This window comes from uncultured Rummeliibacillus sp., from assembly GCF_934216135.1.
Classification (GTDB): domain Bacteria; phylum Bacillota; class Bacilli; order Bacillales_A; family Planococcaceae; genus Rummeliibacillus.
On sequence record NZ_CAKQBI010000001.1, the window covers coordinates 224,421 to 238,014 of the forward strand.

15 protein-coding genes are annotated in these 13,594 nt (G+C 34.7%); 11 read left to right on the forward strand and 4 right to left on the reverse strand.

Features of this window, described 5'->3' with window-relative positions; translation table 11 throughout:
* Positions 1–95: 95 nt before the first annotated feature.
* The 4 genes from Q0977_RS01090 to Q0977_RS01105 all read left to right on the forward strand — a co-directional run bounded on the left by Q0977_RS01090 (position 96) and on the right by Q0977_RS01105 (position 4,017).
* Positions 96–1,346: a methionine gamma-lyase family protein gene (locus Q0977_RS01090; protein ID WP_119414370.1), complete on the forward strand. Its 1,251-nt coding sequence runs from the start codon at positions 96–98 to the stop codon at positions 1,344–1,346.
* A gap of 295 nt (positions 1,347–1,641) precedes the next feature.
* The gene (locus Q0977_RS01095; protein WP_119417439.1) at positions 1,642–2,022 is read left to right on the forward strand and encodes a MerR family transcriptional regulator; all 381 of its coding nucleotides are present in this window, start codon (positions 1,642–1,644) and stop codon (positions 2,020–2,022) included.
* Positions 2,023–2,072: 50 nt separating this feature from the next.
* Positions 2,073–3,407 carry a type I glutamate--ammonia ligase gene (gene glnA / locus Q0977_RS01100; protein ID WP_124217285.1) on the forward strand — a complete coding sequence of 445 codons (1,335 nt, stop codon included), beginning with the start codon at positions 2,073–2,075 and terminating at the stop codon, positions 3,405–3,407.
* 409 nt (positions 3,408–3,816) lie between these two features.
* Positions 3,817–4,017 carry a cold-shock protein gene (locus Q0977_RS01105; protein WP_119416409.1) on the forward strand — a complete coding sequence of 67 codons (201 nt, stop codon included), beginning with the start codon at positions 3,817–3,819 and terminating at the stop codon, positions 4,015–4,017.
* A gap of 237 nt (positions 4,018–4,254) precedes the next feature.
* Here the strand turns inward: Q0977_RS01105 and lexA are convergent, their stop codons facing one another.
* The gene (lexA, locus tag Q0977_RS01110; RefSeq protein ID WP_119416410.1) at positions 4,255–4,869 is read right to left on the reverse strand and encodes a transcriptional repressor LexA; all 615 of its coding nucleotides are present in this window, start codon (positions 4,867–4,869) and stop codon (positions 4,255–4,257) included.
* 166 nt (positions 4,870–5,035) lie between these two features.
* On the opposite strand from lexA, the gene Q0977_RS01115 reads away from it, so the two are divergent.
* Both Q0977_RS01115 and Q0977_RS01120 read left to right on the forward strand, forming a co-directional pair.
* Positions 5,036–5,350 carry a LysM peptidoglycan-binding domain-containing protein gene (locus Q0977_RS01115; RefSeq protein WP_299509811.1) on the forward strand — a complete coding sequence of 105 codons (315 nt, stop codon included), beginning with the start codon at positions 5,036–5,038 and terminating at the stop codon, positions 5,348–5,350.
* Positions 5,347–6,009, forward strand: a complete 663-nt coding sequence (locus Q0977_RS01120) for a recombinase family protein (protein WP_119416412.1) — start codon at positions 5,347–5,349, stop codon at positions 6,007–6,009. The genes Q0977_RS01115 and Q0977_RS01120 overlap by 4 nt, the downstream gene beginning before the upstream one ends.
* 24 nt (positions 6,010–6,033) lie before the next feature.
* Here Q0977_RS01120 and Q0977_RS01125 read toward each other — a convergent pair whose 3' ends face one another.
* A complete protein-coding gene (locus Q0977_RS01125; protein WP_119416413.1) occupies positions 6,034–7,479 on the reverse strand; it encodes a PLP-dependent aminotransferase family protein in 1,446 nt (481 codons plus the stop codon).
* Between the two features lie 106 nt (positions 7,480–7,585).
* Here Q0977_RS01125 and Q0977_RS01130 point away from each other — a divergent pair, with 106 nt between their 5' ends.
* From Q0977_RS01130 to Q0977_RS01150, 5 genes are all read left to right on the forward strand, one after another.
* Positions 7,586–8,191 carry a LysE/ArgO family amino acid transporter gene (locus Q0977_RS01130; protein WP_119416414.1) on the forward strand — a complete coding sequence of 202 codons (606 nt, stop codon included), beginning with the start codon at positions 7,586–7,588 and terminating at the stop codon, positions 8,189–8,191.
* Positions 8,192–8,319: 128 nt separating this feature from the next.
* Positions 8,320–8,556 (forward strand): DUF896 domain-containing protein, encoded by a 237-nt coding sequence (locus tag Q0977_RS01135; RefSeq protein ID WP_119416415.1) that lies wholly within the window; start codon positions 8,320–8,322, stop codon positions 8,554–8,556.
* A gap of 92 nt (positions 8,557–8,648) precedes the next feature.
* Positions 8,649–10,652, forward strand: a complete 2,004-nt coding sequence (gene tkt, locus Q0977_RS01140; protein WP_299509822.1) for a transketolase — start codon at positions 8,649–8,651, stop codon at positions 10,650–10,652.
* Positions 10,653–10,897: 245 nt separating this feature from the next.
* Complete coding sequence (sirA, locus tag Q0977_RS01145; protein ID WP_119416417.1) at positions 10,898–11,335, forward strand: sporulation inhibitor of replication protein SirA; 438 nt, start codon at positions 10,898–10,900, stop codon at positions 11,333–11,335.
* A gap of 137 nt (positions 11,336–11,472) precedes the next feature.
* A complete protein-coding gene (locus tag Q0977_RS01150; RefSeq protein ID WP_119416418.1) occupies positions 11,473–11,694 on the forward strand; it encodes a YneF family protein in 222 nt (73 codons plus the stop codon).
* 22 nt (positions 11,695–11,716) lie between these two features.
* On the opposite strand, the gene Q0977_RS01155 is transcribed toward Q0977_RS01150, so the two are convergent.
* Positions 11,717–12,652, reverse strand: coding sequence for an alpha/beta hydrolase (locus Q0977_RS01155; protein ID WP_119416419.1), 936 nt, complete (start codon positions 12,650–12,652; stop codon positions 11,717–11,719).
* Between the two features lie 15 nt (positions 12,653–12,667).
* On the reverse strand, positions 12,668–13,564 hold the full coding sequence (locus Q0977_RS01160) for a hydroxymethylglutaryl-CoA lyase (protein WP_119416420.1): 897 nt from the start codon (positions 13,562–13,564) through the stop codon (positions 12,668–12,670).
* Between the last annotated feature and the right edge of the window lie 30 nt (positions 13,565–13,594).

Sequence of the window (13,594 nt, forward strand, 5' to 3'; positions counted from 1 at the left end):
TAAGGGTAGGGTTAGCGAAGAGTACGTATAGTTGACGTTTAAGAAAGAATTGATAAGATTAAAGAGGACTTAATTTAGAAATGGAGTCGATAAAAATGGCATATATGTCCAACTTAACAGAAGAAACAATGGCCCTAGCCAAAAAAATAGAGGAGAAAGTGAAACCTTACTTTGATAAGGCAGATGAAATGGCGTTTTACAACCAACAAAAAGTACTCTCTGCTTTTCGAAATAATAATGTAAGTGAAAGTCACTTCTATCCATCAACTGGCTATGGTTATGATGATGAAGGACGTGATACATTAGAACGTGTATATGCCGAAACATTTGGGGCAGAGGCTGCTATTGTAAGACCACAAATTATTTCAGGTACACATGCGATTACGCTTAGTCTTTTCGGTGTTCTCCGTCCAGGGGATGAACTTATCTATATTACGGGGAAACCATATGATACATTACAATCCATAGTTGATGGTGGAGATAAAGACACAGGTTCGTTAAAAGACTTTAATATAAGTTACCAACATGTTGATTTAATTGACGACCGAGATGTTGATTGGGAAAAAGTTAAAAAAGTAGTATCAGCTAAAACAAAAGTGATTGCCATTCAACGTTCAAAAGGTTATGCAACACGCCCTTCATTTACCATTGATCAAATTGCAGATATGATCAAAAATATTCGTGCGATTAAAGAAGATGTCATCATATTCGTAGATAATTGTTATGGTGAGTTTGTCGATGCTGTAGAACCAACAGAACTTGGTGCCGATTTAATGGCAGGTTCCTTGATCAAAAATCCTGGCGGTGGCCTTGCAAAAGTTGGTGGCTACATCGCAGGTAAAGCAAAATATGTAGAACAATGCTCATATCGTATGACATCACCAGGGATTGGAGCAGAAGCCGGCCCTTCTTTAAATGCTCTACTTGACATGTATCAAGGATTCTTCTTATCACCTCATGTAGTGGCACAAGCATTAAAAGGAGCCATCTTTACTGCGGCTACATTAGAAGAGATTGGTATGAAACCATCACCACGTTATGATGCAAAACGTACAGATTTAATACAATCTGTCTCATTTAATACACCAGAACAAATGATTCAATTCTGTCAATCTATTCAAGCAAATTCACCAGTCAATGCTCAATTTGCTCCCCAACCAGCACCAATGCCTGGTTACGAAGATGATGTAATTATGGCAGCAGGTACATTCGTACAAGGTGCAAGCATTGAATTGTCAGCTGATGGTCCAATTCGTCCTCCATATACAGCATATGTACAAGGTGGACTAACATATGAACATGTAAAATATGCAATACTAAATGCAGTACAAAATTTACAAAAGTAATAAAAAACTAAATATTATAGGACATTATTTGATATTTGGAATTTAAAAGGACAACTGAAATTGGAGAAGCAATCCTCCAATTTCAGTTGTCCATAATTGTGTAATGAATTACTATTATTCAGAAAAATTCGAAAAATTTAGAAAGTCACATCACTTGTATTTAAAAAAGCTTGGAAACTCATTGTTGACGGGCTTTTTTTAATAGTTTAAAATGTATGTAACTAATTCTCACATGGTGTTGACAAGAATACTAACATCGTGTATCATAAATCTTGTGAAAGGTAAGGTGAAGGAAATGAGTAAAGAAATACGTAAGACCATGCCTTTGCTACCAATCAGTATAGTGATGCAACTAACTGATTTAACTGCTCGACAAATTCGTTATTACGAAGAACATGAGCTTATCACACCTGCTAGAACAGAAGGCAATCGCCGAATGTTTTCATTAAACGATGTTGATGTTTTATTAGAGATTAAAGATTTACTTGATCAAGGCATTAACATGGCAGGTATTAAAAAAGTCTTCGCAATGAAGAATGAGCCAGTAGTGGCAAACCCAAAAACAGATATAACAGATGATGATTTAAGACGTATTCTAAGAGAAGAAATGCAACAAGCACAAAGAATGCAAAAAAGTTCTATTAGACAAGGTGATTTATCTCGATTCTTCTTATAAATGAATCGAGTCATATAAAATTTTCATATATAAATAGGAGAGTGATTAGTGTGGGTAAATACACAAAAGATGATATTCGTAAACTTGTAGAAGAAAAAGACGTAAAATTTATTCGATTACAATTCACTGATATCTTAGGTACTATCAAAAACGTTGAAGTTCCAGTTAGCCAATTGGAAAAAACACTTGATAATAAAATGATGTTCGATGGTTCTTCTATCGAAGGTTTCGTACGAATTGAAGAATCAGATATGTACTTATATCCTGACTTAGATACTTTTATCGTTTTCCCATGGACTGTAGATAAAGGTGCAGTATGTCGATTCATTTGTGATGTATACCGTCCAGATGGCACTCCTTTTGAAGGTGACCCACGTAACAACTTACGTCGAGTTCTTAAACGTATGCAAGATATGGGCTTCACAAGCTTTAACTTAGGACCTGAACCAGAATTCTTCCTATTCAAATTAGATGAAGCAGGCGAACCAACTCTTGAACTAAATGACCACGGTGGTTACTTCGATTTAGCTCCAACAGACCTTGGTGAAAACTGCCGACGTGATATCGTATTAGAACTTGAAGAAATGGGCTTTGAAATCGAAGCTTCTCACCATGAAGTTGCTCCTGGTCAACACGAAATCGACTTCAAATATGCAAATGCTGTTGAAGCATGTGATAATATCCAAACATTCAAATTGGTTGTTAAAACAATCGCTCGTAAACATGGTTTACATGCGACATTCATGCCAAAACCTTTATTTGGTGTAAATGGTTCAGGTATGCACTGTAACGTTTCACTATTCAAAGGTAAAGAAAATGCATTCTATGATGAATCTGCAGATTTACAACTAAGTGAAACTGCTTTCCAATTCATGGCTGGCGTATTAAAACACGTAAAAGGTTTCACTGCTGTAACAAACCCAACAGTAAACTCTTACAAACGTTTAGTACCAGGTTATGAAGCTCCTTGCTACGTTGCATGGTCAGCTCAAAACCGTTCACCATTAATCCGTATCCCAGCTTCTCGTGGTCTATCTACTCGTATCGAAGTACGCTCAGTTGACCCAGCTGCTAACCCATACTTAGCTATGGCTGTTATCCTTGAAGCAGGTTTAAATGGTATCGAACAACAACTTACACCACCACCAGCAGTAGACCGTAACATCTATGTTATGAATGCTGAAGAACGCGTAGAAGCAGGTATCGGTAACTTACCAGCTAACTTAAATGACGCACTTGCTGCACTTGCAGAAGATAAAGTAATCCAAGAAGCTCTTGGTGCTCATATCTACGCAAACTTCCGTGAAGCAAAAGAAATCGAATTTGATATGTTCCGTACACAAGTACACCAATGGGAACGCGATCAATACATGAAAATGTATTAAGAATATTTAAAAGCGTTGGGGCTTTGAGCCTCAACGCTTTTTCTTTTTACCATGAATTTTGATTCGTGATAAGCAAAATTGAATGTTACCGCATTTTTTTACCACGGAATTTTTACAATTAATTATTTCGTTGCTTTTGCATATATTCATTAGCGTTATATCATAGATGATACTTAAAGCTAAAGAAAAGAACTTTAGAGAAATAGTTTAGTATACAATATGTTTTTCTAATATTAGACAAATGATTATTTATAGTATATAATTAAATTAATAAAGTCCTTTATAGGAAAAAAGTAGAATTCGCATATTACAAAGAGTAATCGTGTTTGTTCGGTACTTTTTGTAATATGTGAATTTTTTTCTTTTAAAAAGCTTATATATTAATAAATTTATAATGGAGGTCATTTAAATGACACAAGGTACAGTAAAATGGTTTAACGCAGACAAAGGTTTCGGTTTCATCGAAGTTGAAGGCGGAGAAGACGTATTCGCTCACTTCTCAGCAATCCAAGGAGAAGGTTTCAAATCTTTAGAAGAAGGCCAAAAAGTTGAATTCGAAGTTGAACAAGGCCAACGCGGACCACAAGCTGCAAACATTGTAAAACTTTAATTTTTTAAAATTAGTTAGTTTTAGAAGTATCTAAAAAAGAGAAACCTTCAATTAGGTTTCTCTTTTTTAGTTAGTTAGACTCCAGCGTTTGTTTTTTTATGCTTTGCACAATTTGTGCAAGGTTTTTTTATTAAGAGCAATATTTAGCTTTATTAGCTTCACTGATTTGATCTAACTAAAAAAGCATTCAAATCTATCAAATTAGGAATAGATTCGAATGCTTTTTCATATGGTTTACTAGTTAACGTTTCTATATAAGCCTACTACTTTACCGAGTACAGAAACATTCTCTACAATAATTGGATCCATCGAAGAGTTTTCAGGTTGAAGACGGAAATAACCTTCTTCTTTATAGAATCGTTTTACGGTAGCTTCATTTTCTTCGGTCATGGCAACTATAATATCACCATTATTCGCAGAAGCTTGTTGTTTCACAATGACATAGTCGCCATCTAAAATGCCAGCTTCAATCATAGATTCACCCATAATTTCAAGCATAAAAATATTGTCATCGGAAGTTCCGTAAGAATCTGGAATAGGGAAGTATTCTTCAATATTTTCGATAGCAGTAATTGGCATACCTGCTGTTACTTTACCAACTAGAGGAACATGAATAACACCTTGTTTTGAAATGTTGTCTTGGTCCAAAATTTCAATAGCACGAGGTTTTGTTGGATCCCGACGAATAAGGCCTTTGCTTTCAAGTCTATTTAAATGTCCGTGAACTGTAGAGCTTGATGCTAAACCAACAGCTTCACCAATTTCTCGGACGGAAGGTGGGTATCCTTTTGTACGAACTTCTTCTTTGATAAATTCTAGAATATCTTCTTGTCTTTTCGATACTTTTTTCAATCCAATCACCTCTTATCTTAGTATTCTGCTAATTATTAAAATTAGTATAGCATTACCGAACAAATAGTGCAAACATAAGTTCGAAAACATATTTGACAAAAACAAACGTTCGTATTATATTGAGAACATACATTCCGAACAAATATTCGATGAAAGGAAGATTTATATGAATTGGATTAAAAGAAATCAAAATACAACATTACTTCTTGTTTTTGCGTTTATTGCTATGATCATTTTACTTATAACTTATAGAGATACAACAACATATACAAATATTAAAGTACATGAAGGAGATACACTTTGGTCTTTGGCTAACCAGCACAAAGGCGATTTATCTAACGAAGAATGGGTTCGTCTAGTAAAAAGTGAGAACAATATAATTGACGATAAAATTATTGCTGGTCATACTTTAGTTATTCCTGAAAATAAACAAACTAAGATAACAGAAAAAAGGATAGAATTGGCGAGTGACAAAAAATGATGAATGAAAAAGCAGTAATATACTGTCGGGTAAGCACAGAAAAAGAAACCCAAGACACTTCAATCGAGAGACAAGAAATTGAATTAAAATCCTTCGCAAAAGAAAAAGGATATGAAGTAGTGGAAGTGTTTACTGATAGACATAGTGGGTATGATATTGAGAGAGAAGGCTTATTAGATTTATTGGAATATATGAAGGAATATCACATTCCAACCTTATTTGTTCAGGATGAAACACGTTTAGGACGTGGTAATGGACGAATGGCAGTTTTACATTTATTGAAAAAGATGAATGTTGATATATTCACTTTAAGTGATTCTGGAAATCTGAAGTTAAATGAAATGGACACGATGCTCCTTGAAATATTAGCACTAGTTGAAGAGTATCAGCGGAAACTACATAATGCTAAAATACGTCGAGGCATGAGAAGAGCTGTAGAAAATGGCTATAGACCAGAAAATAATTTGAAAGACCGTGGCAACCCTGAAGGAAGAGAAAGAATTGATGCACCTATTGAGCAAATCGTCAATTTAAGACAAACAGGAATGACCTTTGAAGAAATAACAGCTACTTTAAAAGGATTAGGTTTTCAAATAAGCAAAGCTACAGTTCATAGGCGTTTTAAAGAATATGAAGAAAACCTTGAACAAATAAAATGATAAATTATAAAAGCAGCAGAATTTCTATTTATAGAAGTCTGCTGCTTTTATGGCTAAAATACTTTCTTCATATAAAATCATTAATCCATATTTCAATTCGTCCAAAGATGCATACGCATAGGATAAACGTATATGGGTTGAATCTTCTGTGTCATAAATATACCCCGGATTGACCAATACATTTCTTTTCAAAACCTTCAAAAATAATTCTCTTGTAACAATTGGTTTATTGTATTTAAGCCAAATATAGAACCCGCCCTTTGGACTTTCCCAAGTAGCAATTGAATGGAAGTACTCAGACAGTATAGATATCATAAAATTAGCACGCGATTTTAACTGTGACTTCAATTCAACCAAATGTTTTTGATATAACCCTGAAGTTAACCAATAGGTTACAATTTTCTGCGAAATTGCGCTTGATCCATAATCCATTTGCATTTTTATATCTGTTAATCTTTTTATAACAGGAGTAGGGCCAATAATCCATCCAATTCTTAATCCAGGGCTTAACGTTTTTGAAACGCTACTGATATAAATCACTTGTCCAGAAGAATCAAAAGATTTTATAGAATGACTGTCAGTCTCAAATAACAAGTCAGCGTAAACATCATCTTCTAAAATTGGTATTTGGAGTGATGTACATATTTCATAAAATCGTTTCTTTTCTTCAGTAGACCAAACTTTTCCTGTTGGATTATCCAGAGTTGGTACAGTATAGTAAATAGTTTGACGATGCTTTTTCAATGAATATAGTGTTGTTGAGAGAGCGGCATCGCGTTTGATCGATTTCATTTGGATACCATATGATTGAAATGGATGAATAGAATTTAGATACGAAATGGGTTCTTGGAAAACAATCGACCCTGGTTCAAAGAGACTCACTGCCATTAGCTGGAGAGCTTGTAGTGCACCTGAAACAATAAGAATATTGTCAGGTGTAGTTGCAATACCTCTCTTTTTTACATGTTGGCAGACGGCAATGCGTAATTCTTCGTGCCCCTGTGGCGAAGAATAACCTATATCCTTTCCAGTTAGTGAAAGATTCTGAAGTGATTCTAACAGTTCCTTTGTTGGTAATAAGTTAGGAGAAATTTCCCCTGTTCCTAATCGAATGATGGAATCTTCCTGTTCATATTCATTTATTAATTGGATCGTACGATAATTAGGTTTATGAATGCTTTCGTCAATATACCTTTGCCAATTAGGTTGCTGCTTCTTCGCTAATAGATTCCAAGAATTATTCGCAACAAATACGCCTGCTCCCCTTTTAGCTTCTATAATACCATCTGCTTTTAATTCATCTAAAGCCTGTTGAATCGTGCTTCTATTAACTTCAAATTGTAAAGCAAGCTGTCGTTGAGTAGGGAGTTTTGTTCCTACCACCCAATTACCGGTATTAATTTGATTCGTAATCCAATTTATAATTTGATGGTGTAAACTACTCGATGAGTTGCGATTTGGTTTCCACAAAAACGTCAATCCCCTTTCGAAAATTGGGTGGGTAAAATCCCAACCAATTGGACCTTTTATAATTTATATAACATAGTACGATAGTAGAAAGAAAGGGTGTTGAACGATGCAAGCATTTGTACACGGAATCATTTTAGCATTCGGATTAATTTTACCATTAGGCGTTCAAAATATTTTTGTTTTTTCACAAGGTGTTACACAACCAAATATATATAAGGCTTTACCTGCAACTCTAGCTGCAGCACTTTGTGATACATTATTAATTTTTTTAGCAGTTTTTGGCCTATCCATCATTGTTTTGCAATTTGAATGGATTCGATTGATCCTATTGATCAGTGGCATACTTTTTTTATGTTATATGGGAAAGGTTATATGGAGTTCGGTGGGAGTGACTAACCTAGAGGAGGGACGAGCTCTTCCGATAAAACAGCAAATCCTTTTTGCATTATCTGTTTCTTTGCTAAATCCCCATGCGCTTCTTGATACGGTAGGTGTGATAGGGACAAGCGCATTAAAATACAAGGGGATAGATCAAATTCTGTTTGCAACCGCTAGTGTTGGAGTTTCTTGGGTATGGTTTTTTAGTTTAACAATCACAGGAGCCTATTTAAAAAAATTACATATTTCAGGGAAAGTATTTATTGTTTTCAACAAACTATCTGCATTGTTTATATGGGGAACTGCTATTTATCTATTGATAAATTTAGATTGATTTTTTTGTTATTAATAAGATATTATAATAAATTCATATAATTTGTGAATATATGAAGCTTTAAGCTTGCGCTTGAAGCTTTTTTTTCATACCTTTAAATTAATGTATTTATGAAAGGTGTGTTTTACTTGTTACCAAAAGAGAAAATTCAACGTATAAATTATTTATCAAAAAAATCCAAAGAATCAGGTTTAACTGTCGAAGAAGCAAAAGAACAAACTGCTCTTCGTAAAGAATATTTAGATGCGTTCCGTTCTTCGATGCGAAAAACAATTGAAAATGTTCGCGTATTCGATCCGAATGGCGATGAAGTGACACCGGAAAAAGTAAAAGCAATCCAAAAAAGAAACAAACCATTAAATTAACAAAACAAATGCTCAAAAAGCATTGTTTTATCTTATAATGTTGACTACACTTAAATTGAATTAAATTTTGCTTTTAGAAAGGATGTCTATTCATGACTGTACAAGCAGATCAGCTTGCAATTAATACAATCCGTACTTTATCTATCGATGCAATTGAAAAAGCAAACTCTGGTCATCCAGGTCTTCCAATGGGTGCAGCTCCAATGGCTTATACACTTTGGACAAAACAATTACACCACAATCCTAAAAACCCTAAATGGTTTAACCGTGATCGATTTGTGTTATCAGCAGGACATGGTTCAATGTTATTATATAGCTTACTACATTTAGGTGGTTATGATTTACCAATGGAAGAGATTAAAAACTTCCGTCAATGGGGTTCATTAACACCAGGACACCCAGAATATGGCCATACTGTTGGCGTAGAAGCAACTACTGGTCCACTTGGACAAGGTATTTCAATGGCAGTCGGAATGGCAATGGCAGAAGCACATTTAGCTGGCGTCTACAATAAACCAAACAATGATATTATCAATCACTATACATTTGCACTTTGTGGCGATGGAGACTTGATGGAAGGTGTCTCTGCAGAAGCAGCTTCACTTGCAGGTCATTTACAATTAGAAAAACTAATTGTTCTTTATGATAGTAATGACATCTCTTTAGATGGAGATTTAAATAAATCATTCTCAGATAATACAGCAGAACGCTTTAAAGCATATGGTTGGAATTATTTGAGAGTAGAAGATGGTAATGACATTGAAGCGATTAACGCTGCAATCGAACAAGCAAAAGCACATAAAGGTCAACCAACTTTAATCGAAGTAAAAACTGTAATTGGATTTGGTTCACCGAACAAATCTGGTAAATCAGCTTCACATGGTTCACCACTTGGTACGGACGAAGTAGTCTTAACTAAACAAGCTTACGAATGGGAAAATGATGACTTCTTTGTTCCTGAAGAAGTGTATGAAACATTTAAGCAAGCAGCAAAAGTACAAGGAGAAGATGCAGAATCAGCTTGGAATGCACAATTCTCATCTTATAAAGAAGAGTATCCTGAACTAGCTTCTCAATTAGAACAAGCTATCTCTGGTAAACTTCCAGCTGATTTTGATGCTGAAATCCCAACTTTTGAAGTAGGTAAGTCAATTGCGACTCGTTCTTCTTCTGGAGAAGTGATCAATGCATTAGCTAAGAAAATCCCTGCATTCTTCGGGGGAAGTGCTGACCTAGCTGGTTCTAATAAAACAACTATTAAAGGTGCTGGAGATTTCTCAGCAACTGATCGCGAAGGACGTAATATTTGGTTTGGTGTGCGTGAGTTTGCAATGGGTGCAGCCCTTAATGGTATGGCATTACATGGCGGAGTGAATGTCTTTGGGGGTACATTCTTCGTATTCTCTGATTATGTACGTCCAGCAGTTCGACTTGCAGCTCTTATGGGTCTACCAGTAACTTATGTCTTTACACATGACTCTATTGCAGTTGGAGAAGATGGACCAACACATGAACCTATCGAACAACTAGCTGCTTTACGTGCAATGCCAAATCTATCTGTTATTCGCCCAGCAGATGCAAATGAATCAGCAGCAGCATGGAAACTTGCCGTTTCATCTGAAAATCGTCCAACAGCATTAGTATTGTCACGTCAAAACTTACCAGTTCTTGATGTTGATGTACAAACTGTTTACGAAGGTGTAGCAAAAGGTGCTTATGTTGTAGCAAAAGCTAAAAAAGAGGTGGCAGATGCACTTCTTCTTGCAACAGGTTCAGAAGTACAATTGGCAGTTCAAGCTAAAGCAGAACTTGCAAAAGAAGGAATCGACGTAACAGTTGTATCTATGCCAGACTTTGCACGCTTTGAAGAACAAGACAAAGCATACAAAGAAAGCGTATTGCCAAAAACAGTCAAAAAACGTTTAGCAATTGAAATGGCTTCATCATTTGGTTGGCATAAATACACTGGATTTGAAGGAGACGTCCTTGCTATTGATCGTTTTGGTGCAAGTGCTCCTGGTGAAACAGTCATGAAAGAATACGGCTTTACAGTCGAAAATGTTGTCGCAAAAACGAAAGCATTATTAACGAAATAACCACTTTAAAAAATGTTGTTATTTAAAGCATATTTCATTTGAATGAGAGAACTTTTTCGGAATGGTAATCGATTTCGACGAAAGATTTACAACAAAGAATTTAAAGTATTTTAAAAAGTAGAGGTGATTAGCCTCTACTTTTTGTTTTTTGACAAAGAAAGTGGATTATTTACAGTTCAAATTGACAAAATATTTGATATGTTCAAGGTATAATTACTTGAAAGAACGGAAAGGAGTGGCAATAGATGCGTGTTTACTCAATCTTTCATGTCAAAAAAAAGCATCAGTCATTTGTGTACGGGAGAGAACGATTATTATTCGAATTGATCAATGATTTAAAGTCTGAAGAAAACACTTTTTATCCTTCACAAGAATTAGCTTATTTATGTGAGCTATTGCCAGTAGAAGAGATTGAAGAATTTATAGGGCAATATTTGACCAATAATTTTTCGACTATTGAAATGAAAAATCATGAAATATTTTTGGCAAATGAGTTTAAAGGAGATCTACATATTGAAATTCAGCCATATTATATGGTCGTAACTTGTGTAGGATCACGAATGCTAGAATTAGATTTGTTTGCAACATTATCGAAATTTAGTACAGGTTTTATCGGTTTTAACAAAAATGAAATGGAATGCGGATGGTTAAAACCGCCTAAATTTTCAGTGCTGGCAAATTAAATTTAAAAATTTAGTTATTCCATGTACCCGTTAAATGTAGGATAAATCCGATAAATAGTAGTATCGGGATAGTTTTTATTGTATAATCCTCTTTGGAGATATTTTTCTCGTATGCGAATTTTAGAGGAGGAACACAAGTGAATACTGCATTAGCGATTACTTTAATAGTAGTAGCATTAATCGTAGGATTAGTTGGAGGATTCTTTATCGCTCGTCAATATATGATGAAGTATTTAAAAGAAAATCCACCTATTAACGAACAAATGTTACGTATGATGATGACTCAAATGGGACGTAAACCATCTGAAAAACAAATCAAACAAATGATGAATCAAATGAATAAATTAAGCAATAAATAAAAAAATAGCACTCAGATGAGTGCTATTTTTTATCTAGGTTTAAAATGTATTCTTGAAGGAAACTTCTTACCGTTTCCTCATATTCTTGAGGGTTCTTATTAAAAGATTGGGCATGCTCACCTTCTTCAAATAACTTTAAAGTCTTGGGACCATTCTTCAATCGATATAATTCAATTGTCATACCTGGTAAGATAAAGTCATCTGGTAGACTGTGAATAAAAAGAACAGGTTTTTTAATATTCGTTACTGCAGTGCGTGGTGCAATATTTTTTAACCAATAACCTTCACGTAAACGTAAAAATAGGTCAGCTAGTCTTACAGCCAATGTACTTCTAAATGGTGTTTGTTTTGTAAGAAGGTAGTAAAGCTGTTCTGAAAAGTCTGAGTAAGGGCAATCAGCAATATAAAAATCAGCTTCATCTTCTAAAGTGCCCGCGTATAATAATGTTGTTGCAGCACCCATAGATTCACCATGAACACCAATTACTGCGTTGTTATCAAGTTGCTCTTTTATGTGGTGTAAAACTGCTTGTAAGTCAAATTTCTCATAATAACCGTAACTTGTTGTTTCGCCCCCTGTTTCTCCATGCCTCCTATGATCATAAACTACCGTATTAAAACCGAGACGTTCAAATAATCGTACATACTTTATAGAATTTACCTTGTTTTCAGTTACGCCATGACATACAATCATTGTATTTGAAGTATTTAATGGTTTAAAGTAAATACCTTTTATCGTATATCCATTAGGTGAATCGATATTCAAGTATTCTTTTTCTACCGTAGCGTACCACTTTTCATCGTATCGTAATGCCTTTTTTTCACGTTCTAATATAAAATTATCGTCTTTTTTCTTAATATATATAATTCTACTTGTGATAATATATCCAATTATTGTGACAATCGCTCCTACAATTCCTGTAAATAGACCAAAAATCCAAACAAATCGTTTCTTCATACGCATCACCACTTTCTATCTTTGTTGATATAATTTATACTGCGCACTTGAAATTTCCTCTTTTAAAAAGGGTTGCAAATGTTTTAAGGATTTACATACTTTTTGTATATCTATTCCTGTTTGAATACCCATTTGTTCAAGCATAAAGACTACATCTTCTGTAGCTACATTGCCTGTTGCACCTTTAGCAAAAGGACAACCACCTAACCCTCCTGCCGAGCTATCAAATCGATTGATACCAGCTTGAAGTGATGCGAAAATATTAGCTAAGGCCATTTGACGAGTATCATGAAAATGAGCCGTTAATAATACGTTGGGTAATTCTTGTTTTAGTAAGGAAAAAAGAGAATAGCTTTCTACTGGGTTCGCCATTCCGATTGTATCTGCAACACTTAATTCATCGACACCTAAATCTACAAATTGTCTACAAAGTGCTAAAGTATCTTCCGGAAAAATCCCGCCTTCGTATGGACAATAAAATGCTGTAGAAATACATGCACGAACAAAGACGCCCTCTTTTTTTAAGTCTTTGATAATAGGAGTTAAAGTATTCATCGATTCAAGTGTCGTTTGATTTATATTCTTTTTGTTGAATGTATTACTTACTCCAACGAAAACTGCTATTGCCTTGGAATTTAAAGAAAGAGCTTTTTGAATTCCTATCTCATTTGGAGCCAATACATACTGTTTTCCTATTTTATTTACATTCATCACGATATCTGTATGATCTGCCATTTGAGGTACCCATTTAGGCGAAACAAAAGAAGTGATTTCCATTTCTTTAATACCAGCATCTTGTAGGCTATGGATAAAATTGAGTTTTTGAATAGTGGGGATGATATGTTGTGTATTTTGAAGGCCATCTCTAGGACCAACTTCAATAATTGTTACTTGATTAGGTAAGTTTAACATAAACAGCATTCCTTTCTATACTTATAGTGG

What these genes read in the sequence shown, in the direction of transcription:
- Q0977_RS01090 (WP_119414370.1), top strand. Translation starts at nt 96, where the DNA reads ATGGCATATATGTCCAACTTAACAGAAGAAACAATGGCCCTAGCCAAA.
- Q0977_RS01105 (WP_119416409.1), top strand. Translation starts at nt 3,817, where the DNA reads ATGACACAAGGTACAGTAAAATGGTTTAACGCAGACAAAGGTTTCGGT.
- Q0977_RS01130 (WP_119416414.1), top strand. Translation starts at nt 7,586, where the DNA reads ATGCAAGCATTTGTACACGGAATCATTTTAGCATTCGGATTAATTTTA.
- Q0977_RS01160 (WP_119416420.1), bottom strand. Translation starts at nt 13,564, where the DNA reads ATGTTAAACTTACCTAATCAAGTAACAATTATTGAAGTTGGTCCTAGA.
- Q0977_RS01120 (WP_119416412.1), top strand. Translation starts at nt 5,347, where the DNA reads ATGATGAATGAAAAAGCAGTAATATACTGTCGGGTAAGCACAGAAAAA.
- tkt (WP_299509822.1), top strand. Translation starts at nt 8,649, where the DNA reads ATGACTGTACAAGCAGATCAGCTTGCAATTAATACAATCCGTACTTTA.
- Q0977_RS01095 (WP_119417439.1), top strand. Translation starts at nt 1,642, where the DNA reads ATGAGTAAAGAAATACGTAAGACCATGCCTTTGCTACCAATCAGTATA.
- Q0977_RS01115 (WP_299509811.1), top strand. Translation starts at nt 5,036, where the DNA reads ATGAATTGGATTAAAAGAAATCAAAATACAACATTACTTCTTGTTTTT.
- Q0977_RS01155 (WP_119416419.1), bottom strand. Translation starts at nt 12,652, where the DNA reads ATGAAGAAACGATTTGTTTGGATTTTTGGTCTATTTACAGGAATTGTA.
- sirA (WP_119416417.1), top strand. Translation starts at nt 10,898, where the DNA reads ATGCGTGTTTACTCAATCTTTCATGTCAAAAAAAAGCATCAGTCATTT.